The sequence below is a fragment of the Pontibacter ummariensis genome, assembly GCF_900188175.1.
Taxonomy (GTDB): domain Bacteria; phylum Bacteroidota; class Bacteroidia; order Cytophagales; family Hymenobacteraceae; genus Pontibacter; species Pontibacter ummariensis.
Map to the genome: position 1 here is coordinate 184,856 of NZ_FZOQ01000001.1, position 25,874 is coordinate 210,729.

At 50.5% G+C, this 25,874-nt stretch carries 14 protein-coding genes; 6 read left to right on the forward strand and 8 right to left on the reverse strand.

Going from position 1 to position 25,874, the window contains the following annotated elements:
* Positions 1 to 7: 7 nt before the first annotated feature.
* Positions 8 to 421 carry a BrxA/BrxB family bacilliredoxin gene (locus CHB92_RS00920; protein WP_089317483.1) on the reverse strand — a complete coding sequence of 138 codons (414 nt, stop codon included), beginning with the start codon at positions 419 to 421 and terminating at the stop codon, positions 8 to 10.
* 313 nt (positions 422 to 734) lie between these two features.
* On the opposite strand from CHB92_RS00920, the gene CHB92_RS00925 reads away from it, so the two are divergent.
* Positions 735 to 1,085 (forward strand): hypothetical protein, encoded by a 351-nt coding sequence (locus CHB92_RS00925; protein WP_144266248.1) that lies wholly within the window; start codon positions 735 to 737, stop codon positions 1,083 to 1,085.
* Positions 1,086 to 1,355: 270 nt separating this feature from the next.
* The gene (locus CHB92_RS00930; protein ID WP_179222916.1) at positions 1,356 to 1,892 is read left to right on the forward strand and encodes a TetR/AcrR family transcriptional regulator; all 537 of its coding nucleotides are present in this window, start codon (positions 1,356 to 1,358) and stop codon (positions 1,890 to 1,892) included.
* 161 nt (positions 1,893 to 2,053) lie between these two features.
* Here the strand turns inward: CHB92_RS00930 and CHB92_RS00935 are convergent, their stop codons facing one another.
* The 5 genes from CHB92_RS00935 to CHB92_RS00955 form a co-directional block, all read right to left on the reverse strand.
* Positions 2,054 to 4,312 carry a glycoside hydrolase family 20 protein gene (locus tag CHB92_RS00935; RefSeq protein ID WP_089317279.1) on the reverse strand — a complete coding sequence of 753 codons (2,259 nt, stop codon included), beginning with the start codon at positions 4,310 to 4,312 and terminating at the stop codon, positions 2,054 to 2,056.
* A 27-nt stretch (positions 4,313 to 4,339) separates the two neighbouring features.
* A complete protein-coding gene (locus tag CHB92_RS00940) occupies positions 4,340 to 5,662 on the reverse strand; it encodes a sugar MFS transporter (RefSeq protein WP_089317280.1) in 1,323 nt (440 codons plus the stop codon).
* A gap of 94 nt (positions 5,663 to 5,756) precedes the next feature.
* Positions 5,757 to 6,638, reverse strand: coding sequence for an ROK family protein (locus tag CHB92_RS00945; RefSeq protein ID WP_089317281.1), 882 nt, complete (start codon positions 6,636 to 6,638; stop codon positions 5,757 to 5,759).
* A gap of 101 nt (positions 6,639 to 6,739) precedes the next feature.
* Positions 6,740 to 8,659 carry a glucosamine-6-phosphate deaminase gene (gene nagB / locus CHB92_RS00950; RefSeq protein ID WP_089317282.1) on the reverse strand — a complete coding sequence of 640 codons (1,920 nt, stop codon included), beginning with the start codon at positions 8,657 to 8,659 and terminating at the stop codon, positions 6,740 to 6,742.
* A gap of 111 nt (positions 8,660 to 8,770) precedes the next feature.
* Positions 8,771 to 10,021 carry an ROK family transcriptional regulator gene (locus CHB92_RS00955; RefSeq protein ID WP_089317283.1) on the reverse strand — a complete coding sequence of 417 codons (1,251 nt, stop codon included), beginning with the start codon at positions 10,019 to 10,021 and terminating at the stop codon, positions 8,771 to 8,773.
* A 791-nt stretch (positions 10,022 to 10,812) separates the two neighbouring features.
* On the opposite strand from CHB92_RS00955, the gene CHB92_RS00960 reads away from it, so the two are divergent.
* The 4 genes from CHB92_RS00960 (at position 10,813) to CHB92_RS00975 (ending at position 19,969) form a co-directional block, all read left to right on the forward strand.
* A complete protein-coding gene (locus CHB92_RS00960) occupies positions 10,813 to 13,962 on the forward strand; it encodes a SusC/RagA family TonB-linked outer membrane protein (RefSeq protein WP_089317284.1) in 3,150 nt (1,049 codons plus the stop codon).
* An 87-nt stretch (positions 13,963 to 14,049) separates the two neighbouring features.
* Entirely contained in the window at positions 14,050 to 15,594 is a 1,545-nt protein-coding gene (locus CHB92_RS00965; protein ID WP_258178983.1) for a RagB/SusD family nutrient uptake outer membrane protein, read from the forward strand.
* Between the two features lie 112 nt (positions 15,595 to 15,706).
* The gene (locus tag CHB92_RS00970; protein WP_106219042.1) at positions 15,707 to 16,264 is read left to right on the forward strand and encodes a hypothetical protein; all 558 of its coding nucleotides are present in this window, start codon (positions 15,707 to 15,709) and stop codon (positions 16,262 to 16,264) included.
* Between the two features lie 213 nt (positions 16,265 to 16,477).
* Positions 16,478 to 19,969, forward strand: a complete 3,492-nt coding sequence (locus tag CHB92_RS00975; protein ID WP_245842233.1) for a VCBS repeat-containing protein — start codon at positions 16,478 to 16,480, stop codon at positions 19,967 to 19,969.
* 12 nt (positions 19,970 to 19,981) lie between these two features.
* Here CHB92_RS00975 and CHB92_RS00980 read toward each other — a convergent pair whose 3' ends face one another.
* Together CHB92_RS00980 and CHB92_RS00985 are read right to left on the reverse strand one after the other, a co-directional pair.
* Positions 19,982 to 22,270, reverse strand: a complete 2,289-nt coding sequence (locus CHB92_RS00980; RefSeq protein ID WP_089317288.1) for a CRTAC1 family protein — start codon at positions 22,268 to 22,270, stop codon at positions 19,982 to 19,984.
* Positions 22,271 to 22,306: 36 nt separating this feature from the next.
* Positions 22,307 to 25,852, reverse strand: coding sequence for a VCBS repeat-containing protein (locus CHB92_RS00985; protein WP_089317289.1), 3,546 nt, complete (start codon positions 25,850 to 25,852; stop codon positions 22,307 to 22,309).
* Positions 25,853 to 25,874: the final 22 nt, after the last annotated feature.

Consider the following 25,874-nt stretch of genomic DNA (forward strand, 5'->3'; position numbering starts at 1 on the left):
ATGCTGCTTAGCAGTACTCTTCGATGGCTCCTTTCAGGTTGTCCACGATGCGGTTCAGCTCATTGCCCTCGATGTGGTAGCGCTCGATCATATGCACCAGTTCGCCGTCCTTGAACAGGGCAATGGATGGTGATGATGGGGGGTAAGGCAGCATGTGCTCACGCGCTTTCGCTACTGCATCCTGCTCCATGCCCGCAAAAACAGTGATGAGCTTCGTTGGTTTTTTATCAGACGCTGCAACAGCCATTTTAAGGGCAGGGCGTGCTTTAGAGGCGGCACAGCCACACACAGAGTTCACCGCCAGAAGTACGGTGCCATCAGTTTTGATAGCGCTCTCTACTTCTTCAGGAGTCATCAGTTGCTCAAAACCTGCCGAGGTAAGGTCCTCACGGATAGGGGCAACCATATATTCGGGGTACATTGCCATAGTTGTTCTGTTTTTAATTTAATGTGCTGTAAAGTTAACAAATCCTTATCACAAAGTATACAAGCAGCTAAAGCGAGAGGCTCTACCTGCTTCCTTAAAGGTTATAACAAAGTTAAGGCAGCTTTTGTTAGCGCTATCCCTTAAGTTTATGATGCCGCCCAGGCTATTGGTGTTGTTAAAGCAGTGGCTTAAGAGCCTAAAAGGGGAAAGGATGTAACTACTCTTACTAAGAAGCGGTACAAGGTTTTGAAACTTGTATCGCAGCTTTTTTTAGTTGCTATGGCCCTATAATTTTCAACCCCTGTTTGTGAACGATATGCCTACGCATCACTCCAAGTTAATGCTCCCCTGTGTTCGTTACTTCTATCTGCCGGCAAGTAACGGGAGGCACGCCGAAATAATCGTAGTGCTTTACAGTGGCAGCACGCGTGTGCAGGTACCCATGCGGGAGGAGGACGTGACCCTGCGTGCCTTTTTCGAGAGAACCCTTACCCCGGAAGAAGCGCAGGCCTGCAAAGGAGACCAAACATGGAAAGTGTTTGACAGCTGGGAGGAGCTGCAGCAGGACCATAACGAACACGGTGTTGCGCATGAAGCACTAGAGGCGCTACAGGATGGCCTTGCAAGGCTTTCACCTATAGAAGAAGCAGTGGTTTAGTAGCATGCCTCTGTTTACGACCAGGCCTTTCCTGCAAGAAGTACAACGCGGAGTTAAGTAAAGACCGTACAAATGCTGTGGCGTTTTCCACTTTTATGGCAAAGGTTTTGCTTCCTTTCTTGTTGCAACAAAGGTTCTTGCCCTCATTGCTTTCTTAATACATTTTATCGTTTTACTTTTGCAAATTGTAACAGTAAACCGCACTTTCCTGGTCAGATGTTTAAAGCTGGCTTGTTGCAAGAAAGGGCAAGAGATAACTCATTTTTGAAAATGGTCAAGACAAAAAAAGAAATTATACTGGATACAGCCCTGGACCTGTTTGCCGAGAAGGGCTATGACGCCACTCCCACCAGCCTGATTGCCCGGGAGGCCGGCGTGTCGGAGGGGCTGATTTTTAAGCACTATATCAACAAGGAGAACCTGCTAGAGGCAGTAGTGAAGGCGGGGTATCGGCGCATCACGGATAAGAGCAAAGGCCTGGTGTCGGAGGATGATCCGGAGAAGCTGATCATGAACGTGCTGGATATGCCCTTCAAGTTGGTGGAAGAGGAAAAGAACTTCTGGCGCATGCAGTTCCGCCTGGTGGATGAGGAGATTTCCCAGCGTCACCACGCCCGCTACTCGCAGTCGGTGATGCAGACCCTGGTTGGTGCTTTTAAAAGGTTGGGCTACAAGGAACCTGAGTTGGAGACAGAGGTACTGATGCTCATCATCGAAGGTTTGTGGAGGCACTACCTGCTGAACGAGGACAAGGAGCACTTCGGTAAAATGATCAACCTGATCAAAGCCAAGTACAGACAAGGATAACAGGCAGGTATAGAAGAAGAGGAACACTTTTCTTTCCGGGCTTCCTGTGCCCATTTTTATACCCTCCCAGCTTAAGATGAAAACAAGGCGTAGCCAAACAGAAAGGCCGCTTGCTATAAGCGGCCTTTCTGTTTGGGGTAATGCTTTAAAAATGCTTGCGCCTAGTTCACCTCAATCTCATCTAAGAATAACCAGGCTTTTTCACCAGCACCCTGCTTTCCTTCCGGAACAGTTTGTGTGTTCCGCACGGCCACTTTCACAAAGCGGGTTGTAGCGGGTTCAAACGCTACTTTTACGATAGCCTTTGGTCCGGTTAGCTGCGTTACTGCATACGTGCTGCCCAGCGGCACAAACGTTTTACCATCCACAGAGCCATATACCTCCACTGCTTTCGGTGGGTAAATGTAGCTGCCTCCGGCTTGGAGCGCATGCACTACGACGTTGTTGATGGGCTGTGCTGCCCCCAGGTCTATGGTGGCCTCTACATCGCTGCCGGAGTACCCGATTGATTCCTGGTTCCGGCTTCCTTTCTCATTAATGATGCCGTCAATCAGCGTGAAGGCACCATTTCCCGGATAGTAATCAGACGGGAGCTGGCTTAAAGTAATGGCTTTGCCGGTTGCTTTATTGAAGTTGAGGTTAATGGTCAGGGAGTCAATAAGCTTGTTGTCCTTGTAGTACATGCCCATCACTTTGGCCGTCTCCTTTATCAGCAGCGGAGCGTTGTACTCCTGTTCAGGCTGAACCCCCTTAATCGCGTACACCAGTTTGCCTAAATCTTTCTTTCCGTCAAGTTGCACGGTAATGCCTTCGTAGTTTGCTGCAGGTAAGAGCTTGGCATAAATATCATAATAAGCGTTGCTGTACCTGGCTCCCCACAGGTCGTAACGCTTAAACTGCGTCAGCAATCTTTTCTCAAAGTCGTTCCAGTTTTTCTTCTCAGGCGCTGTCCACAGCACCTCACTCAGGGCACTCATCCGCGGAAAGATCTGATACTCTACTTTAGCCGGGGTCTTCATATACTCTGTCCACACGTTTGCTTGTGCACCCAAGATGTACTTGCTCTGTTCGGCAGTAAGCTCCTTAGGAACCGGCTCATAGCTATAGGCTTTTTCCACAGTTGTGAACCCCCCAATTGTCACGGAGTCCTCGCGTTGGCTTTGGGAATGGTCGAAGTAAACGTGGCTACCGGGTGTCATGATCACGTAGTGGTTCTGCTGCGCGGCGGCAATGCCACCCGCTTCTCCACGCCAGCTCATCACGATGGCATTCGGGGCCAGGCCACCTTCCAATATCTCATCCCAGCCAATGATCGTGCGGCCTTTGCTGTTGATGTACTTCTCCATGCGCTGGATAAAGTAGCTCTGTAGTTCATGCTCGTCGTGCAGGCCCTCGTCCTTTATCCTTTTCTGACACAGAGAGCAGGCCTTCCAGTTTGCTTTTGGGCTTTCGTCACCACCAATGTGGATGTACTTCGAGGGGAAAATGGCCATTACCTCGTCCAACACATCCTGCAGGAAGGTGAAGGTAGAGTCTTTGCCGGCGCAGTACACGTCATCAAACACCCCCCAGGTCTGCTCTACTTTGTAAGGACCCGTACCGGGGCAACCTAACCAGGAGTAAGCGGTAAGCGCCGCACTGGAATGGCCTGGCATTTCGATTTCAGGAATCACTGTAATGTGCCTGTCTGCCGCATACTTTACAATCTCTTTGGCCTCTTCCTGCGTGTAGAAGCCTCCGTAGCGCTTGTTGTCGTTGCCGGTTCCGGGATAGCGGCCAATGATGGTTCCATCCCGGAAGGCACCAACTTTCGTAAGCTCGGGGTACTTCTTGATCTCGATTCGCCAGCCCTGGTCTTCTGTTAAGTGCCAGTGGAAGTAATTCATCTTGTGTAGAGCCAGGTAGTCGATATACTTTTTAATAAAGGATATCGGAAACATGTGGCGGCCTACATCCAGGTGCATGCCCCGGTAGTTAAAGCGGGGAACGTCCTGTATGGCCACTGCCGGGATCGACAAGGCCCTGCTTTTCTCCACAGGCAATAACTGAATCAGTGACTGCAGACCATGGAAAGTGCCGGCATAGGTATCACCTGCTATGGTCACGCCATCCTTCGTAACATCCAGGGCATAGGCATCCTTGGCGTTTGTGCCGGACGGCTTGCGCGTTTGTAACCTGATGTAATTTTTGGGCTCTTTTTTTTCGATAGGGAGCGTAAAGCCATACACTTCCTGCAGGTAAGCATTCAGGAAGTCAGCAGCCTTCCGGTCTTCTTTATCCTTGGCCACGATCGTGGTGCTCTGGGAGAGGGTAAAGTTACCTGGCTTAACCTGAACACTGGCAGGCTTCGGAATAATAGAGATGTCCTGTGCTGTTGCCATTTGGGCTACAAGCACTAGTAAGAACAAGAGTCGTTTCATACTATTCTGTGTTTAGGGGAAGATTAACTACAAAGGAAGGTCGCCGGATACTTGCGCTCTAGTCCTGATCTTGTGACCGTAAACAGCGAAGTATAAAATGAACAGGTAGCAAGGCACCATGATCCAGTACGCCTGGTGCGGGTCAATGGTGTCGGCCAGCCAGCCGTAAACCAGCGGCAGCACGGCGCCACCGGCAATACCCATGATCAGGAGAGAAGACCCAATCTTGGTGAAGCGCCCCAAGTCAGCAATAGCCAGTGGCCAGATAGCAGGCCACATCAGGGCGTTTGCCAGGCCCAGCAACGAGATGAACAGCACCGAGACATAGCCATCGGTAAAGAGTGCCACCAAGGCAAAGACCACCCCCAGCACCGCAGACACCTGTAGGGCCTTGGATTGGGAGATGTATTTAGGGATCGCGAAAATACCGATAACGTAACCTATGAGCATGGCAACCATGGTGTAAGTTGTGAAGACCTTTGCCTCTGAGAGCGCAATACCTTGTGCGGCACCATAACTGATAACGGTATCACCGGCCATTACCTCCACACCTACATAGAGGAAAAGTGTAAAGGCACCAAGCAACAGGTGCGGGAACTGAAAGACGCTCTTCTTGTTCGAGTTGGCAGAGGCAACAGTTTCGTCTTCCTGGTCTGTGTCCACTTCTGGTAAAGCAGAGAAAGAAACCAGAACAGCCAGTACTACCAGCACACCTGCCATAATGAGATAAGGCGTAATTACTTCTGAAGCTAAGTTATCCAGCTCTAAGGCCTGCTGTGCGGCACTCATGCCGGCGAGGCTCTTTTCCAGTTCATCTGCATTCTCTAAAATGATGGCTCCCATGATCAGCGGAGCAAGAGCACCTGCCACTTTGTTGCAGATACCCATGATGCTGATGCGCTTGGCAGCACTTTCGCGGGGGCCCAGAATGGTGACATAAGGGTTAACGGCTGTTTGGAGTATTGCCAAACCAGTACCCTGTATAAACAGGCCGATCAGGAAAAAGGAGTAAGTCCGGGTCATAGCGGCCGGAATAAACACCAGCGCCCCTACGGCAATAACGCCGAGCCCGACAGACATCCCCCGCTTAAAGCCAGTCGCCTTCAAAACCCAGGCAGAAGGGATGGCCATCACGAGGTAGGCAACATAAAAGGCAAAAGCCACCAGGTATGACTCAAAGTTGTTGAGCTCGCAGGCTATTCTAAGGTAAGGGATCAGAACTGAGTTAAGCCAGGTGATAAAGCCAAATATGAAAAACAGGGTTCCGATGATGAGCATGGAGCGTACGCTGCCCTCATGCTGTGAGGCAGGCGTTTGCTTTTCCTCTTTTGTTAATGAGTTTTGTGCCATTGGGTAATGCCGGTTAGATATTGATTTCTTAAAGCTAATTGTTTTGGTTTAATCAAGGTAGCAATGTCGCTTGTTTTGAACAGTGCTTTTTAGGCTAAGGCAGGGCCAGGTTAGCCGGATAACTGTGCTTGTGTCTCATCTGGAAGAGCGCCACGGCTCCCAGAATGGCAACATTATCCATGGCCGAAGGCTCGATTACCAGTTTGTCCCGGATCCTTTTAAAAGGGAAGGCCTGCACTTGTTTTAGCATGGCTTCCTTAAAAAGCGGAAAAGACTTGCTGATAGAGCCTCCTAAGAATATGGCCTCTGGTGAAAGCAGGTGCAAGACGAGGTTGATGGCGTTCCCCAAGTGATAGCCATACTGCTCGTAAGCTTCGAGGGCCTTTGTGTCACCTTGCTTTGCTCTCTTTTTTAGTTCATTGCCCTCTACGCCGTATTGCTGGAGGAAAAACTTGCCACCGCAATAATCCTCCACCACCTGGTTCAGGTAAGGGATGCTTCCTATCTCGCCTGCACTGGAGAACGAGCCACTATAGAGGTCGCCATTGATGATAATGCCAGCGCCAAGGCCTGTCCCAAGTGTTAAGCCCACTACATTTTGGTAAGCCTGTGCTTTCCCAAACACTTTCTCGCCCAGCACAAACGTGTTGGCATCGTTGGTGAGGTACACGGGTACATTAAAGTAGTCCTGCAGGTTCTCTTTGAGGGGCACTTCCTGCCAGGCCGGGATATTCGTGATATCGTATACTTTGCCCGCAGCCTCATCTACCAGGCCCGGGACGCCGATCCCGATCCCGGCTACCTGCTCATCCATTAGTTGTGCTATGCCGCCTTTGATGTTCGCAATAATTTGCTCCTCGGGCGCCTGTGCTTCTGTGGGTATCTTTACTTCGGCTACAATAGAGCTCCCCCGGACTACGCCCATGTGGATCTTGGTGGCACCAATGTCAATACCGATTATCTTTTGTTCTTCCATTGTTGTATGTTAAAGGAGTTCGCATTGTCATGTTCACTCCAACTCGTTTGTCTAAGTAGCGGGCTGCACAGGTTAACTGAGCAGCCCGGGTAGGAGCTTCCCTAGTAACGGAACCGGACAAAGGCCTCCATTGCCTCATAGTCTGCCAGGCCCAGCTGGTCGTAGTGTCGGGCAGTCTCACGATTGCGCTCCTCTGCCCGCACCCAGAACTCCCGTGCATCATCACCGGGGAACACAGGGCGGTCCTTTTGCGACTGGTGCTTAAAGATAGCAAAGCGTTTGCGCTCCACTTCCTGTGGCGAAAGTGGCACGGCCATTTCGATCTCATGCGTGTCGAACTCGTGCCAGGCACCGCGGTACATCCACAGCCAGCAGTCCTCTATCCAGTCCTCAGTTTCGCGCAGGCGGCGCAGTGCCTCCAATATAATTCTAAAGCAGACGATGTGCGTGCCATGTGGGTCGGCAAAATCACCGGCAGCGAAGATCTGGTGTGGCTTCACTTCACGCAGCAGTGCCATGGTCAACTCAATGTCTTCGTCTGTTACAGGGTTTTTGCGCAGCTTGCCTTCCTCGTAGAAGGGCAGGGCCATAAAGTGTATGCGCTTGTCTGGCAGGCCTGCGAAACGGGCTGCCGCAAAGGCCTCGCTTTTGCGGATAAAGCCTTTCACGTTCCGAATCTCCTGGGTGTCCGGCTGGTTCGGCTGCTTGGTGCTGAAGAACTGGCGCATGTCCTCGTAAAGGTCTTTTAATTTGCCGCTGTCTTCCCCTATGCTTCTGTCGAAGTCAATGGCAAACTCCATGTAGCGGAGCACATCATCGTCCCACACAGCAGTATTGCCCGATGTCTGGTAGGCCACGTGTACCTCGTGCCCCTGGTCTACCAGGCGGATAAAGGTACCGCCCATGGAGATCACGTCATCATCGGGGTGAGGCGAAAAGATTACTACTCGCTTCTTGGCCGGTTCTGCCCGCTCTGGACGCTGCTTGTCATCAGCTTGGGGCTTACCGCCTGGCCAGCCCGTGATGGTGCGCTGTAGTTGATTGAAGATATCGATATTGATGTTGTAAGCCGGGCCTCGCTCCGTGGCCAGTTGAGCCATGCCGTGGTTGTTGTAATCCTCCTCCGTTAGTTTCAGGATTGGCTTCTTCACTGTTTCTGAGAGCCAGATCACAGCCTTCTTCGTTAGCTGCTCATCCCACACGCAGTCCTTCACGAGCCATGGCGTATCGAAGCGGGTTAGTTCAGAGGCGGCGTCCTCGTCCAGCACGAACTCCACGTTGTCGGAAAGTTGCAGGTAGGTAGCCGGCACCTCAGACGAAATCTCTCCCTCGACTGCTTTTTTAATGATTGGTGCTTTCTTTCTGCTCCAGGCCATGAGGATGATCTCACGGGCCTTAAAGATGGTGCCGATCCCCATGGTGATGGCCTTGGTTGGCACGTTCTCCTTACCGCCAAAGTCGCGGGAGGCATCCCTTCTGGTCAGGTCATCAAGCGTCACCAAGCGGGTGCCGGAGTTAGGTGCGGAGCCCGGTTCGTTAAAGCCGATGTGACCCGTACGGCCAATGCCCAGGATTTGTAAATCAAGGCCGTTTAGCTCCTCGATCATGTGCTCGTAGTTCAGGCAGTAAGCTGCTATCTCATCCCGTTCCAGCGTGCCATCCGGAATGTGCACGTTCTCCCGAGGTATATCCACATGGTCGAACAGGTTCTCATTCATGAACGTCACATAGCTCTGGGCTGCGTCGGGCTGCATCGGGTAGTACTCATCCAGGTTAAAGGTGATCACGTTCCGGAAGCTCAGTCCTTCCTCACGGTGCAGGCGCACCAGTTCAGCATACACACCCACAGGGGTGGCGCCTGTAGCCAGTCCCAACACAGCTTGCTCCCCTTTCTTCTGTTTGGCGAGGATAAGATCTGCAATGCGGCGGGCAACCCTGACAGAGGCTGTTTGCTCATCGGGGTACACGGTTACGGGAAGCTTTTCGAAGCGTGTTTCTTCAAGAAGGTTTAATCGGGCCATTTTTGTTAACGTATGTGTTTCTTAGTTTCTGTTTGGTGTATGTAAGCTGTTCTTTTCTGTCGTTCCCCGGAAAGGGAAGTGCCAGGTGGCAGAGCTGTGGCTGTGGTCTTGTTATTTGGCCAGTTCAATCTGGCTTTCGAAAATGTTTTCCATAACAGTGGCTACCGAACCTAAAATACCTGCATCCTTGCCAAGGCCAGAGAGGGCGATGTTCGTCGTTTCCCTGAGCTGTGGCATGCAGTAGGTGTTGATAGCTTGTTGTATCGGTACGGTGATGTATTGTTTGGCTTCGGCAATTTTGCCGCCCAGTATGACTAGTTCGGGGTTAAAGAGCTGTATCAGGATCGCGATTCCCTTGCCCAGGTGCATCCCTGTTTCGGCAAGGATGCTGATGGCGTACTGGTCGCCCTGGTTCGCGGCGTCAATTACTACCTGGGGCTCTATCTGTTCTATCTCCTGGTCCGACAACCTGTTCAAAAGGGAACTTTGCCCGGACTTGATGCCCTCTTTGGCCATGCGTGCCATCGCAATGCCCGAAGCAACTGTTTCCAGGCAGCCTCGCTTGCCGCAATGGCACAATGCCCCATTTTCTAACAAAGGTATGTGCCCCAGCTCTCCTGCAAAGCCGGAAGATCCGCTGCGGAGCTTGCCGTCCACAATAACACCGAGGCCAATGCCCCAATCCATGGAAATGACCAGTACGTTTTTCTTGTTCTGGGCAAGGCCGAACCGGAACTCCGCCAGAGTGGCGCTCTTTACGTCGTTTTGGATGTACACAGGCTTGTTAAACTTCTTCTCCAACACTTGCTGCAGGGTGTCAGAGTTCGGAGGTGTTAGTAAGTAGGTATAGTTGCTGCCCACATTGGGCGATACCAAGCCGGGCATACTGATGCCTATACCCATTAGCTTGTTTGTATTGATTCCGGAAGACAGGATTAAGTTGGTCGCGTACTGGTAAAGCTGCTCAACAGCGCTTAAGTCTTTGGATATCTTAAAAGAAAAAGTTTGCGTGCCTGCAATGTTATTGTTGTTGTTGTCAAAGATCGCCATCCTGGTCTTAAAGCGGTCCATGTCGATACTCAGCACAAACAGGGAGTTGTCTTTTAGTCCATATAAGTCTGGCTTTCGTCCTCCCACCGACTTGCCTCGTCCCTGTTTCTCTACCAGTCCTTCTGCCATCAATTCATTTAGCAAAGCCGTAGAGGTTGGCGAACTGATATGAAAGCGGTTGCAAATGTCTGTATTGGTTTTTGCCCCTTTTACATAAAGGTGCTTTATAATCTTTATTTTCTGGAGGTGCTTTTTTCTTTCGACGTTGTTGAGCGTCTCAATAAAGCTGTTCTCTGTTAGTAAGGATACCATTTCGTTCCGCTGAAGTACAATCTACGGACTTAAATTGAATATTATTTTAGTAAAATCAAACCACTTTAGTAAAAATATAGAGTAAGTCATGTTGATTAAGCCAAAGTTTTTTAAAAATATCCTCGCCTTAGTGCTGCCCTTAGGCTTTGGCGTGCCAAGTTGATTCTGAGAGTTTCGCTTTTAAAAAAGCCTTGTGGAAGGGGGTTGCTTTTATATAGCATATTCGACAACCACATATGCCATTCTATCGTTTTATTGGCTTATCTATAAAATAAAGTTAAGTGAGTGCTCATATTTTTATTAATACCATAAAGTATTTTGTTTTTACGGTGTTTAGGACTCCCTTGTCATGCTTATCTTAAATACTGAACTATTTAAAAGTTTATAATTAAATATAGGCTGTCCTTTTAGTGTATCATAACATCTGTTATATATAGAGTTGTTATAACATTGATTTACAGTGTTTATACTTCGAATGTGGCTGGCTTTAGATAGTTGTTGCTTTATTTATTGTATAACGGGGGCTTGTTTAGTTCAATTTGGTTAAAAAAATATCACCAAAAAGTAGACACTATTGATTTTTATTATAGATTTGGGTTTGAATATATGTTTGAGTAACTAATCACTATGCTTATGTAGCACTTATACGCCTCCTTGCCTATTCTAGCTTCCTGGTAATATCATTCATTTTGCAGTGCATGTAAAGGCTTGTCTTACCGTGTACTGGCAGATGTCTTAATTGATATGGTCTGTAGAAATCCGATGTCTTTATAATCTCAAAACAACACAGTATGAAAAAGAGATACCTGAACACTTGGGCAATCCCCAAGAACACCCATTCGAAGAGTGTACCTCAAAAAAAGGTGCTCGCTCTTCTCTTAGCTGCTGCGTGCTTGTCGCAGGGCCCTATGGGGGCAGAGGCCCTTGCAGGTAATTTAGATGCATCTTATGATGGTAATAGGGCTGGCCTGCTTGTGAAGCAGGGTACGGAGGTAAGAGGAAGGGTTGTTGGCCCGGATGGAGCAGGGGTGCCGGGAGCTACCGTCGTTGTGAAAGGAACTACCACCGGTACTGCCACAGACATGAACGGTAACTTTACCCTGAACGTGCCAAGTGGTAACGGAACCCTTGTTGTTTCCTTTATTGGCTACAAAACCCAGGAAGTGCCAATCAACAACCGTTCAACTGTGAACGTGTCGCTGGCAGTGGATACAAAAGCGCTGGAGGAAGTTGTGGTGGTGGGGTATGGTACTCAGGAGCGTGCTGACGTGACTGGTGCTATATCCTCTGTAACCGGGGAAGCCATGGAAAGGGTACCAACGCCGACTGTTGCCCAACAGCTGCAGGGGCAGGTACCAGGCGTGCAGGTAACGGCTAACTCTGGCTCACCAGGTGCAGGATCCAGCATACGCATCAGGGGTGCTGGTACTATCGGTAACAACAACCCGCTTTACGTAGTGGACGGGGTGCAGGTAGAGGGTAACATCAACTACTTGAACAGTAATGACATTGCCACGATTGAGATCTTAAAAGACGCTTCTGCCACTGCCATATACGGATCCAGAGCAGCGAACGGGGTGGTTGTGGTAACAACCAAAAAAGGAAAGGCGGGGAGCCCTGAGATTAACTTCTCTGGTTACAGAGGCTGGCAAACTCCCTGGAGACAATTGGATATGACCAATGCTGCTGAATACGCAGCGTTAGACAACTTAGCCAGACAAGCAGCAAATATTCCGACCAATCCAGCCTGGGCAAACCCAGAGGCTTTAGGAGAGGGCACAGACTACCAAGAAGAATTATTCAGAACAGCCCCTATTTCGAATTACCAGTTATCCTGGTCTGGCGGTAGCGATAACTCCACGTTCTATGTGTCTGCTGGCTATTTTCAGCAAGACGGTATTGTGATCGGAAGTGATTTTGAGCGCTATACCTTCCGTATCAACACAGACCATAAAATCGGAGAGCGTGTAAAGATTGGTAACACCTTGTTGCTGAGTACCACAGATGAGTCGCTTATCCCAAACAACACTGACTTGAACACAGGCGTGCTCTCGCGCGGTATCCGCCAGCTGCCAACAGTGCCTGTTCGTAACCCCGATGGTTCTTTTGCCGGTCCTACCAGTAACTTTGAGGGTGAATCAGAAAACCCGGTATGGTTAGCGCTTGAGTCCTATAACACAGACAGAAATTACCGTGTGCTGGGCTCCGTTTACGGTGAGGTGGAGATCGTGGAAGACCTGGTTTTCCGTTCTAACTTTAACCTAGACTTCAACTACTTCCGAAACAAGAACTTCGATCCGGCTTATGCCATCGGTAACAGGATAAACAATGCTAACTCGTTGAGTGTAAACAATAGTACATTCACCGGGTGGCAGTGGAGTAACCTCTTAAACTACGAAAAGACTTTCGGGCTGCATGAGGTCTCAGTGCTGGCCGGTATCGAGGCACAGGAGAACCGCTATGAGAACAACTTTGCCAGAGGCGGTGGCTTCCTGAAGAACGATGAGATCCAGTTCCTGAACCAGGCGACCAAAGATTTCTTCGTGAGTGGTGGAGCCAATGAATCAGCCATTTTCTCACAGTTGGCAAGAGTGAACTATAGCTATGCGGATAAGTACCTGTTGACAGCGTCTGTCAGAAGAGACGGTTCTTCTAAGTTCGCGAATAACCGCTACGGTGTTTTCCCTTCTGCATCAGTAGGCTGGAGACTATCTGAAGAAGGCTTCTTTAGAGACAATGTTGATTTCGTAAGCAACCTGAAACTGCGCGCCAGCTGGGGTGAGACAGGTAACCAGAATATCTTCAGTAACTACCCTACCTATGGTGTGATTGTCGGAGATGGTCGTTATGCCTTGGGAGAGACCCAGATTCAGGTGCCCGGCTTCTACCAGGCTGTTCAGGTGAATCCCGACATCCGTTGGGAAACAACAGTGCAGACTAACTTTGGTTTAGAGGCAGGTTTCCTGTCTAACAAGATCACCTTCTCTGCGGATTATTTCATTAAGACGACTGAAGACCTGTTGCTGCAGCTGCCAATTCCGTCGAGTACTGGTCCTGGCGCCGCTTTCACGAACGCCGGTAGCATCCGCAACAGAGGTTGGGAGTTAGCTTTGGGCTATCGTAACATGGACCACGAGTTCGGTTACAGCTTTAACCTGAACTTTACCACCATTGATAACGAGGTGCTGGACCTAGGCGGGCTGGTGCTGACTGAAGGTAACAGCCGTACGCAGGAGGGCCTGCCAATCGCACAGTTCTTTGGCTTTGAGACTGCAGGCATTATCAGAACGCAGGAGCAGTTAAACGAGGTGCAGCCAATACAGCCTGACGCTGAGTTAGGTGACATTATCTTCGTAGACCGCAATGGCGATGGCCAAATCACCGGTGACGACAGAACCTTTATCGGTAACCCGCTACCTGACTTTACCGCAGGCTTTACTGGTGAGTTTACCTATAAGAACTTCGACCTGAACTTCCTGTTCAACAGCAGCTTTGGGAATGACATCTGGAGCGCCATCAGCCTGTATGGTTACTCTGCTGACCCAGGTAACAAGTTCTCTGTGCTGATCAACAATACCTTTACTCCGGAAAACCCGGATGCAGAGTTCCCAAGACTGATTGCCGGTGATCCGAACAATAACCTGAGGCCAGACTCTGACAGATGGATAAGAGATGGATCTTACATCCGATTGAAGAATTTGCAGCTGGGCTATAACGTACCAACAGCTTTCTCCAGCAAAGCAAAGATCGACCGCCTGAGAGTGTATGTAAGTGCTGCCAACCTGTTTACCTGGACACGCTACGACGACGGGTTTGATCCGGAGATTGGTTCTGCAAGATTCCTGCAAGGGCAATCAAACAGTGTACTGGAAATTGGCGTTGACCGTGGTATCTATCCACAGTCCAGAACATTCTTAGTTGGTGTAAACATTGGTATTTAATTAAAGCATTAATTCAAACGAACCATGATAAATTTTAAGAGAAAACTTCATCTGTCCCTTCTAGCTGGGGGGCTTATTACAGGTGGAATGGTGTTGCAGGCATGTGAGGAAGAGTTTTTGGATAGGAAGCCTTTGTCTGAATTAACTACTGCAAACTTTTATACCTCAGCCGCCGATGCGCTGGCTGCGCTCAATGCTGCTTATGACCCTTTGCAGTGGGACGTGCACTCCCGCATGGACTGGATATTTGGTGACGTGGTAGGTGGAGACACCGACAAAGGTAGCACCGACGACCAGGACTATAGTGAAATTCTCCAGTTCCAGAACTTTACACAGGTGGCAAGCGCTCCGCTGTTAATGGACTTCTGGAGCCAGTCCTATGACGGTGTGTACCGCGCAAACCTGGTGTTGGAGCGTGTGCCAGATATTGATATGGATCCGCAGCTGAAGGCTCGTATACTGGGAGAAGCTAAATTCCTGAGAGCCCAGTATTACTTTGACCTGGTAAGAGCCTGGGGACGTGTCCCGATCATTACAACTGTACTCAATCCGGATGAAGTTTTCGTGGCGCGTCCGGAGTCTATCGCTGAGAACTGGGAGCAAATAGAGCAGGATTTAAGAGACGCTGCTGAAGTGCTTCCTTGGGTGTATGGTGGAGGAGACGTGGGTAGAGCAACAAAAGGCGCTGCCCTGGCGCTTCTGGCCAAAGTTAACCTTTTCCAATCTACGCCTGAGGGGTGCAGCAGCACGCCTTACGCTACAACAGACCAGTACCAGGAGGTAGTAGATCTAACCGGTGAAATCATCGCCTCCGGAAACTATATGTTGTTGCCAGACTTTCCTGGCCTGTTTACCTTACAGGGAGAGAACAGTCCGGAGCACATCTTTTCTGTGCAGGGTGTAGCTGGTACCGGTGGCTGGAACAACGAAAACGATGGACTAGCCCTGAACCAGTGGATCGCACCGCGTACTTCGAACTTCTCTGGTTGGGGTTTCAGTACCCCGATCGGGCCAATTACGCCGGAAGGTTACGGTGGTAACCCGAAGATCAAAGTGAACAACATCTACGAAGCCTTCGAGCCTTGTGACCCTCGTCTGGAGTACTCTATCTTAGAGCCAGGCGATATCATCGACCACGGCGGTGATAAAGTGTATGAGTATGACAACACCTGGTCGCGTACGGGGTACAGTATTCAGAAGTTCCTGATCCCGGAGGCAGAGTTAGCGGGTGCTGCCAACTCACCGCTGAACATCCCATTGATCCGTTATGCAGATGTACTGTTGTGGCATGCTGAGGCCCTGAACGAACTAGGCAGAACAGACGAGGCGCTGGAGTTTGTGAACATGATCAGAGCCCGTGCGCGTGCCAGCATGCCGGGCGCTACTTGCCCACTGCCTCTTGAAAACGTAAGCCAGGCAGAGCTGCGCGACCTGATCATTTTAGAGCGACGCAGAGAACTGGCCTTCGAAGGACACCGTTTCTTTGACCTGGTTAGAACTTGTAGAGCATCTGAGGTGCTGAATGCGATGGGCAGACCATTTGTGGAAGGCAAGCACAACCTGTTCCCTATTCCACAGGCTGAGATTGACAGAAACCCTGCCTTGCAGGGAGATCAAAACCCTGGCTTTTAATGTTTTAATTTAACAAAAGGACCTTTTAAGGTTTCATGTTAGAAATAAAGAAAAAGGATCGCGAACTGCGATCCTTTTTCTTTATTTTAGCTAAGTGATGAAACGGACCTATATGAAGAACTTTTTTTGCAAACACATTCTTTACTTTTTACCGATCCTCTGTGGATTGTTTCTTGCTGCCTGTGGCGATGATGACATGCCCGATCCGACAGTGGTCACCACAAGCGGTATGTCGGCCGTGGTGAATGGTGCCGATTGGTCCTCTTCTAATGGGAACTTTAAGTTAGGGAACCGCACGATCACAGATGGTGCCAGTGCTTTTGTTGGATCAGGAGATACGCTTACGATCATCGGCGTACAGGCCCTGCCGACAGATACAACAGCCATTATGCTCTCTGTGAAGCTTAGCCCGGAGAAGGTAGGCACGTACCAGCTTAGAAGCGGAACAGCTGGCCAGGGAAAAGCTTACTTTCTGACAAAAGTATCTGGTAATGCCCTGGCAGAAACAAAAGAGAAGTACGGTGCCGGCATTACCAACGGCAATCTCCGCATCACGAGTTACGATGCCGCAAACTACAGCGTGTCCGGAGATTTTGCGTTCAGCATGTCTGCCACCGGCGAAACGACCTATACTGTAGTAGCCGGGGAAATAGATAATGTCACTTTTTAAGAAGTAATTGTGTTCTCTGTTTTTCAGAAACTTAATGCGCCTGCAATTTTTTAGCAGTAGGCCTTGTTGATGCCTTGATAGCCTTTCCTGGCGACTTTCGCCATAAGCCCTATTACCATGATATCGAATTTTTGTCGTTTTCCTGTTCTTAAAAGAGCCCTCGTTTTTTCTCTTGCAGCTGCAGGCTTTGCCAGCTGCAATCAGGAAGAAAAGATGTTCGAGTTAAAGTCCCCGTCCGATACCGGCATTATCTTCCGGAACACCCTTACGTCCAACGACTCCATCAACCTGCTTAACTTCGAGTACTTTTATAATGGAGGCGGGGTCGCTGTCGGGGATGTAAACAACGATGGCCTGCAGGATATCTTCTTTACCGGTAACATGGTGTCCAGTAAGTTGTACCTGAACAAAGGCGAACTGAAGTTCGAGGATGTGACCCAGCAGGCAGGCGTAGAAACAGGCAGCTGGGCTACAGGGGCTTCCATTGTCGATATCAACAACGATGGCTTGCTGGACATTTATGTTTGTGTGTCTGGCTACAAAGACCCTCAGCGCCGCAAGAACCTGCTCTTTGTTAACAAAGGCATGGATGCAGGCAATCAACCACGGTTCGAGGAAGAAGCAGAAAAGTACGGACTTGCAGACACCGGCTACTCGACCCAAGCCGTGTTTTTTGATTATGACAAGGACGGGGACCTGGACATGTACCTGGCTACAGTAAACCGTTCTGATACGAATCCGAATGTGATGGCCTCCAAAGCAGGCAAGGGCAAGGACTCTAGCGTGGACAGGCTGTACCGGAACAACGGCAACAACACGTTTACGAACGTTGCCGCCGAGTCCGGGATTGTAAAAGAAGGGTATGGGCTGGGCGTGGCTATTGGTGACGTAAATCAGGACGGCTGGCCAGATATTTATGTGACAAACGACTTCATTTACGACGACCTGCTGTACATTAACAACCAGGATGGCACCTTTACTGAGCGCATACGCGACTACCTGAAGCATACAAGTCATTTCTCGATGGGAACGGACATGGCTGACTTCAACAACGACGGCTTGCTGGACATCATCAGCGTGGATATGATGCCGGACGACAGCAGACGGCAAAAGCTCATGAACGGGGTTAAAAACTACGATGAGTTTCAGCTGGCGCTCCAGAGAGGGTACATGCCGCAGTACGTCCGGAATAACCTGCAGCTAAACAATGGGAACGGTTCTTTTAGTGAGATCAGCCAGTTAGCCGGTGTGCACTATACAGACTGGAGCTGGAGCCCTTTGTTTGCTGATTTTGATAATGATGGTGTTCGGGATCTGTTTATTACAAACGGTATTCGCAAAGACATCACCCACCTTGATTTCGCCACCTACTACCTGACACAGGCCCGGTCCAGCTTTGGAAGTAAGGACATCGAAACCCACTTACTGAAGATAGCTGAGACAATGGAGGGAAGTAAAAAGCACAATTTCATGTATCGGAATAAGGGCGACCTGACCTTTCAGGATGAGTCGGAGAGTTGGGGCTTTGGCCGGGAGTCTTTTTCAACTGGCAGTGTCTATGCCGACCTGGATAACGATGGAGACCTCGACATCGTGACGAGCAATGTAGATGAGGAACCTTTCGTGTACCAGAACATGGTAGCGGAGCGTGCCAGGGAAGCGAAGGATAAAGCTGAAAACAGGCATTACCTTCGGGTAAAGTTTGAGGGTAATGCAACCAATAAAACTGGAATTGGCGCAAAGGTAGCGCTGCGGTATGGCGATAAGATGCAGGTGGCAGAGCAATATCCTTTCAGGGGCTTCCAGTCCACGGTAGAAAACACGCTGCACTTTGGCTTAGGGCCAACGGAGCGGGTAGATGCGGTTGAGGTAACATGGCCCGATGGCAGCTATCAACTGCTGAAAGATGTAAAAGCAGATCAGGTACTTACAGTATATCACAAAGATGCATCCCAAAGAAAGACAAACGCACCTTCCGGAAACAAAGATATTTTATTCACCGAGGTAACAGCTGCCCTGGGCGTTTCCTATAAGGATAACAGCTTAGCGTATGTGGACTTTAAACTACAGCCCTTATTACCGCACAAATATTCTCAGAACGGACCAGGCATTTCGGTGGGCGATGTGAACGGGGATGACCTGGAAGATTTTTACGTGGGAGGTGGTGCTACCTCGTCCGGCATGTTGTTTCTGCAAAGTAAAGACGGGGAGTTCAGGTCAAAGCCTTTGACACTGGAGGAGAAGCCAGGCGAGGACATGGGCAGTCTGTTCTTTGATGCGGACGGTGACGGTGACCTGGACCTGTACGTGGTAAGCGGCGGAAGTGAATACACCACAAGAGATAAAGCCTACCAGGACCGCCTGTACAAGAACGACGGCAAAGGTAGCTTTACGCTTGATACCAATGTGCTGCCTGTGATAGATGCCAGTGGCTCCTGCGTGGCAGCGGCAGACTATGACAAGGATGGCGACCTGGACCTGTTTATAGGAGGAAGGGTACAGCCAAGGGCTTTTCCCTTACCAGCGAAGAGCTATCTCCTGCAGAACAATGGTGGTAGGTTTAAAGATGTAACCAGTACAGCCGGGCCGATGCTAGCTGACTTGGGCATGGTTACCGCAGCCCTCTGGACAGACTTTGACAGTGACGGTGCTGTAGACCTGATCGTAGCAGGGGAGTGGATGCCGCTAACGTTTCTGAAAAACACTGGTGGAAAGCTAAAAGACGTTACAGGCAGCACCGGATTGCGTGGTACGCATGGTTGGTGGAACAGCCTGGCAGCCGGTGACTTCGACAACGATGGCGATATGGATTACGTGGCCGGTAACCTCGGCCTGAACTCCCGGTTCAAAGCCTCAGCGGCACAGCCTGTGCAGGTGTACGCAAAGGACTTTGACAAGAGCGGGACAACAGACGCCCTCATGACCCATTATATACAGGGAACGAAGCAGCTGGTGCACGGCCGTGATGACATGACAGACCAGATGGTATCCCTGCGGCGTGAGTTCAGGACTTATGAAGACTACGCAAGCAAGTCATTTGATGAGATATTTACCCCGGAAAGGCTACAGGGAGCGTATGTGGCCAAGAGTGAAAACTTTCAGAGCAGTTACATCGAGAACCTGGGCAAGGGCAAGTTCAGGATCTCGGCGCTACCAATACGGGCTCAGTTTGCTCCGGTGTGTGGCATTGTGGTGAATGATTATGACGGGGATGGCAACCTGGACCTATTGCTTAGCGGAAACTCCTATGCTACGGAAGTGGTGGTAGGGCGCTACGATGCCTTTACCGGCTTGTATCTGAGAGGAAATGGCAAAGGACAGTTTTTACCGGTAGATGTCAACCGGAGTGGGTTTATGGTTGATGCAGATGCCAAGGGCATGGCAGAAATAAACACCGGAAGCGGGGTGCCGCTCATCATTGTCGGGGCCCATAACGATAGTGTAAGGGTTTTTCAGCCGGCAGTACGGACAACTGATCTGCAAGCTGTTGCGGTTACACCAGCCGATGCTTATGCTCACATCACGCTGGCTAACGGCAAGAAAAGGAAGCAGGAGTTTTACTTTGGCTCGGGGTATCTTTCCCAGTCTTCAAGAGCCTTATGGCTACCAGCCGGGGTAAGGTCTGTTCAGATAGTAGACAAGGCAGGGATAGCACGGACAGTGCCAGCGAGGCAAACAAACCTTGCTGCTGCAGAGCTGAAGTGAGGCGCTAAAAAGTTAAGAATGATTTGAAAGGTGGGCACGGTGTAAGTCGTGCCCACCTTTTTTCTTTTTCAGGTTTAGCTTCTTTATATCCAGCTTGTTTACCTGGTCGTGGCCTTCTGTTATCTGAATGAACTGGTTGGCCCCAATGTTGTCAAACACCTGGGTGCGGTTAGAGCCAGCCCACTTAACTTCCAGCTTATCAATCTTAGTGGCCTGCCCGAGTCCCAGTTCTGCCCGCAGGGTAGAGGCCCCAAAGCTTCCTCCGGAGTTTATATCGCGGTAAATGGTTCTTGGCTTGCCTCCGTCCGTAAAGGTTATTTTCAGGCGGGTGCCGATAGCCGCTTTGTTTGCCTTTGTCCCCTCCAGCTTTATTTTGATCCAGTTGTTTGCAGCAGGGGAGCTTTCCTGATAGGTATTCTTAAAAAGAGCGTTCCGGTAGTTGTCGCCCTCAAAAGCACCGCCCATAACGGTGTAGATGTCCTGGTCGCCATCGTTGTCCAGGTCACCGGCCGATACAGCATGCCCTTTCTGTAAATGGCCTACGCCCGCAGCGGTCGTTACGTCCTGAAAGTTCTTGCCTTCGTTGTTGCGGAACAGCTTGTTAGGGATAATGGACTCAAAGCTCGGATCACCGGTACCCAGGTACATGTCCAGCCAGCCATCGTTGTCAATGTCCATGAAATTGCTGCCCATGGTGTACAGTCCCTTGCTTATCCCCACCGCTTTGGATACGTCCGTAAAGGTACCGTTTCGGTTATTGCGGTAGAGTCTGGCTTTTTCGGCATCGCTCGGCAGGCCCAGGTACTCGGCCGCTACATTGTAAGATACGCTGGGATCTGAGCTGAACTTAAAGCCCGACACGAAAATGTCGAGCCAGCCGTCATTGTCGTAGTCATAAAACCAGGTAGGGAAAGATAGCATCGGCTTGTGCAAGCCAGCCTTTTGTGTGACATCCTCAAACCGCAGCTGCTCCTTTTTTCCTAAGCCCAGGTTCCGGAACAAATAGTTCTGGCCGTATAGTGTAGACACGTAAATATCCTGCCAGCCGTCGTTGTCGTAGTCGCCGGAGGTTACGCCTTTTACGTACTGTACTAGTTCCACACCAGCCTCTTTGGCGATGTTTTTAAATACCCCCCGGTGGTTAAGGTACAGCTCGCAGGGGTTGGGGCTAAACTTGTCAGCCGTTTCGTTGCCAATGAACAGGTCCAGCCAGCCATCGTTGTTAAAGTCAGCCCAGGTAGCCGTCTGGGTCGGGTAAAAGGAGAGTAAACCTGCCTCTGCCGTTACGTCCGTAAAGGTGCCGTTACCGTTGTTGCGCAGCAATGAATTCGGTTGTTTGCCCTGATTCTCGAACCAGGCGCCGCGGAGCACCAGCACGTCCACATAGCCGTCGTTATTGTAGTCAGCCTGCATCATGTTCAGGCTGTTGGTGATACCTTTCAGCCTAGCTCCTTCTGTCTGATCGGTGAAGGTACCGTCCCCATTGCTGTGGAAAAAGCGAATCTGGTCCCGCAGGCCATAGGAGGAGGCCATGATATCAAGGTAGCCGTCGTTGTCGAAGTCCTCCAGAATAGAGCCACCGGAAATATCATCCACATCCACACCCAGCTCTCCTGCTATTTCTTCAAAACGGGCTACAGGATGGGCTAACTCGTTTTCCAAAGGGATGAGCCACTTCTCCGGTACACTTTGCGGGTATTCTCCAAGCGTCATGTAGGCAATGTTCAGCAGCCAGCGGTACTGGAGGGCATCGGGGTTCCGGCTTAATAGCGAGGTGTAATGCTCAATCGCTTTCCGTGATCCGGTTGGGAGCTGGTGGAAACCGGCGCTAGCGATAGGGAAGATGCAGGACGCCGAGGTGTGGTTGATGAGGCAGTTTTCCTGCTCACCTAGGCGCAGATAGGCTTGGGCAATATCCCCTTCCAGTTTATCTGCCAGGTCCGCGTCTTTTGGCGTAAAGCTATAAGCGATTTGCGGTAGCTCCTGGTACAGCTTTTCGAATAACTCCGCTGCCTCTGCCGGTTTTCCTGCGCGGAGTAATTCAACGGCTTTCTGGTACTCGTAGTCAAACTTCTTTCTGCCGGTGGCTTTGCCTGCCAACTCATCAAAATGAGTTACGCGGGCATGATTGGCAAACCTGTTGTCCGGGATATAGAACCTTTGTGCCACCTCTTCCAGTAGTGTGGCCATCGCCTCATTTCCATTGTCCGGCTCTTTCTCTCCGCAGGAGGAGAGCAGGAGGGCAGCGGATAGAAAGGCGTAGGATGTTTGTTTAAAATATCTTCGAAGCTGACGCGTCATTTTGAATGCTATTGAAGCCCCGGTAGGAGGTTATAATTACTTGATTTTTCTGCTTGCTCCCTTAAAGTCATAAGCAACGACAGAGGTGGCATGTTGTGGGATCAGGACGTTTCTGGAGGACTGAGACAGGTAGCCTGAACCATAGTAAAGTTCTTTTATGAGTTTTTTGCCAGAATCCAGGCTTATCTCCACTCTGGCGTCAGAAGGCCTGGTAGTTAGCACCTGGCCTTTCCTTCCCGCCGGGTTTGTGGTGTAGGCTTGCAGCGGTCCGTTGTTATTCGCTGCAAGAACCAGCGGCCTGCCATCTGGGAGCATTAACTCTGCCATTCCCTTTGCATCGCCGTCTACTAAAAAGCCGCTTTGTTGTAAGGAGACAGGCTGGAATTCTCCCTTGCCGTTGCCTTTCAAAAGGAGGCCAGTAAAAGCATCGTAGGCACCGCTGATTACCTCTGTTGCCTGTGAGTTACCGGAGAGCAGGGCGTCCAGGTTACCGTCGCCGTCATAATCGTTTATGGTGATGCCAAACACCGGGGCAAACTGCGCCTGCATCGGCAAGGCTTTGATCTGGAACTTACCGCCCCCTAGGTTCTCGATGTAAGAGGTTTGCATGTTTACGCTTCTAAGCACATAAGAGCGTTGCATTTCTGCCGGTAGCAATACTTCCGTAACAGAGGCACGGGCATAGCTCTCGTACGTAGTAAAGCGCCTGCGCATGGACACCATCTGGTCAAAGATATCATCGCGGGGGCGTGCGGGCACATTCTTGCCCATGACATAGTGCGCCAGTATGGGGTCCATGCTGCCGTTATTGTCATAGTCGGCGGCGTATACACTTACAGGTTCAGCGTCCGATGCCTTTAATTTGGTGTTCAGGCCGAGGTTACCCGCAATGTAATCGATGTCGCCGTCGTTGTCTAAATCACCTCCTGCCAGGCTGTTCCACCAGCCGCTGGTATTAGGCAATCCGGTAGCAGTCGCTACGTTCTGAAGTTTGCCGTTCACATTCCGGAAGAAAGTGATGGGCATGCCTTCTCCGGTAACGATCAGGTCAACCGCCCTGTCGTTGTCGAAATCAGTCCAGAGGGCAGCCGTTAGCATTCCCAGGTTGTATAGCTCAGGACATATCTGCTTGGTGGCATCCCGGAACTTCCCACCTTCATTTAGCAGGACATAGCTTACAGCCGGGGCAGGGTAGTGCTGTGGGTACATCCTGCCTCCAACAAATAAATCCAGGTCTCCATCACCATCCATGTCTGCAGCCGTCACAAACGAGCCACTGGAGGTGGTGTTAGGGAGTGCCTGGGCGTCCAGCGTGTACCTGCCCTTACCATCATTCTTGTAAAGTTTGTCCTGGTAGTACTGGGAGTTGGCTGGAAACTCGCTTCCGCCGCTTACCACGTACAGGTCCAGGTCACCGTCACCATCCGCATCAAAGAACAGACTGCCCATGTCTTCTTCATACTTTGTCTGATCAGTGATGGCAGTGCTTGTAAAGGTGCCGTTTTTCGACTGCAGAAAAATCCTGCCTGGATACTTAAAGGCCCCCCCTACATAAAAGTCTTCCAGGTTATCCCCGTTCACATCGCCCACCGAAATGCCCGGTCCGTTCTGAGAATATTTGTGCGGGAGCAGCGGCTGTATCTTAAAGTCGATGTAAGGCTCCTCTATATGGGTGTAAGTTATCCGATACTCCGGGCTGGCATTGTGGAACAGTGGCGACGAAGGCTTCGTTCGCTCTTGAGTAGCAACGGCATCCTGGTGATGAAGCGTTAGTACCTGGTTGCCTTTTACATCCTCCAGGCGCTGTACCTTCCCGTCCGGCCAGGTAACTTCCAGGGCTGTCACCGTTGCATCCTGCCCTAACCCAAAGTGTAAGTAAGGTTCAACCGTAGACATAAAGCCACGGTACGGAGAGTGCTCCTGGTACTGCTCTTTGTCTCCCTGTATCAATTTTACCTTAGCTCCATACCCTGCCGCATTTGCTTTGTCTCCCTGTAGTTTTATCCGCAGGAAATTGTTCTTGAGCTGCTTTTGGGCATTGTTGCGGTACACAAAGGCCTTTCCATTGATGTTGTTGGTCACCAGGTCCAGGTCTCCGTCTCCATCCAGGTCGGCATAGGCCGCTCCGTTTGAGAAGGAGGGTGTTTCCAATCCCCAGGCTTTGGTCTCATTGCTGAAAGTGAAGTCTCCTTTGTTCCGGTACATGTAATTCGACTTCTCCGCATTTGGCAGCTGGTTCACTACCTCCAGCAACTGCTTGTTCAGTATATCCAGGGGCACAGAGCTGTTAAGGCCCTGCATGCGGTACATGATAAAGTCGCGGTTGGTGATATCCTTTGGAAAACCGTTGGTAATGTGCAGGTCTTTGTAGCCATCGTTGTCGAAGTCAGCCAACAGGGGGCTCCAGCTCCAGTCAGTGCTATGCACACCTGCCAGTTGCCCTATTTCGCTGAAGGTCCCGTTGCCATTGTTCAGCTGAAGCGTGTTGCGCATGTACTGCGGCGTATAGCCATTCTGGATTTCCGCCATAAAGCGGTCATAGTTCATGCCCCCAAACATCAGCTTTGTGCGTAGGTTGTCTTCCGGCAGCATGTCCACGGTGATGATGTCAACCAGCCCGTCGTTATTGAAATCAGCTACGTCGTTGCCCATCGCTGACTGGCTCTGATGCTTGAAGTAAGCGGCCGCTCTGTCGGTAAAAGTGCCGTTGCCATTGTTCAGGTACAGGGCGTCATTCGACAAATAATCATTCGACACGTACACGTCTGGCCAGCCATCCTGGTTAATGTCGCTGATGGCTACGCCCAAGCCGTGTCCTTCCACCAGGATACCTGCTGCCTTCGAAACATCCGTAAAGGTATTATTCCCGTTGTTTCGGTAGAGCTTATCCGTGTTCTTGCTGGAGCCATCCCGCAACTGGGGGCGCAGCAGGTTTGGGTTTGTTTCTTCCAGGGTATGGTTGAGCAGGTAGAGGTCCAGGTCCCCGTCCTTGTCATAGTCAAAAAAGGCAGCATGCGTGGAGTAGCTGCTGTCGTCCAGCCCGTATTGCTGCGCGGCCTCTGTAAAGGTATTATCCTGGTTATTGATGTAGAGTAGGTTCTTGCGCTTGTCAGGAGTGGTCCTGCCCGTCACGCAGACATAGATGTCCTGGTAGCCGTCATTGTTTACGTCCGCAACAGCCACGCCGCTTGCCCAGCGGCCGGATGTACGGATACCCGCCTGCTCGGTAATATCCTCAAACTTTAAGTTGCCTTTGTTCAGGTATAGCCTGCTGGGCACCATGTTGCCCGCAAAGAAAATATCTTGCTGCCCGTCGTTGTTAAAGTCCCCGACGGCCACCCCGCCTCCGTTATAGAAATACTCAAACTCCAGCACGTTCAGGGCCGGTGTCTCTGTGAGCGTGTTCGCAAAGGATACCCCTGTTTCCGAATCAGGAAGCCGCTGGAACAGGGTAGGTTCCGCTGCCTGGGCCTGCCCTGTGGTTGTCTCCGTTGCAGGCCTGTTTTCGGAGCAGGCAGCAGCCAACAGGGCAATGGCAGCAAGCGTTATTCCTTTGAATTTATAAGTGGGAGAGGTAGGCATAGGCTCTGGTAATTAAAAAAGC

Bases quoted from the DNA above. Each gene is read 5' to 3' on its own strand.
- CHB92_RS00965 (WP_258178983.1), top strand. From the start codon at position 14,050: ATGGTGTTGCAGGCATGTGAGGAAGAGTTTTTGGATAGGAAGCCTTTG.
- CHB92_RS00970 (WP_106219042.1), top strand. From the start codon at position 15,707: ATGAAGAACTTTTTTTGCAAACACATTCTTTACTTTTTACCGATCCTC.
- CHB92_RS00960 (WP_089317284.1), top strand. From the start codon at position 10,813: ATGAAAAAGAGATACCTGAACACTTGGGCAATCCCCAAGAACACCCAT.
- CHB92_RS00945 (WP_089317281.1), bottom strand. From the start codon at position 6,638: ATGGAAGAACAAAAGATAATCGGTATTGACATTGGTGCCACCAAGATC.
- CHB92_RS00935 (WP_089317279.1), bottom strand. From the start codon at position 4,312: ATGAAACGACTCTTGTTCTTACTAGTGCTTGTAGCCCAAATGGCAACA.
- CHB92_RS00975 (WP_245842233.1), top strand. From the start codon at position 16,478: ATGTTCGAGTTAAAGTCCCCGTCCGATACCGGCATTATCTTCCGGAAC.
- CHB92_RS00930 (WP_179222916.1), top strand. From the start codon at position 1,356: ATGGTCAAGACAAAAAAAGAAATTATACTGGATACAGCCCTGGACCTG.
- CHB92_RS00920 (WP_089317483.1), bottom strand. From the start codon at position 421: ATGTACCCCGAATATATGGTTGCCCCTATCCGTGAGGACCTTACCTCG.
- CHB92_RS00940 (WP_089317280.1), bottom strand. From the start codon at position 5,662: ATGGCACAAAACTCATTAACAAAAGAGGAAAAGCAAACGCCTGCCTCA.
- nagB (WP_089317282.1), bottom strand. From the start codon at position 8,659: ATGGCCCGATTAAACCTTCTTGAAGAAACACGCTTCGAAAAGCTTCCC.
- CHB92_RS00955 (WP_089317283.1), bottom strand. From the start codon at position 10,021: ATGGTATCCTTACTAACAGAGAACAGCTTTATTGAGACGCTCAACAAC.
- CHB92_RS00980 (WP_089317288.1), bottom strand. From the start codon at position 22,270: ATGACGCGTCAGCTTCGAAGATATTTTAAACAAACATCCTACGCCTTT.
- CHB92_RS00985 (WP_089317289.1), bottom strand. From the start codon at position 25,852: ATGCCTACCTCTCCCACTTATAAATTCAAAGGAATAACGCTTGCTGCC.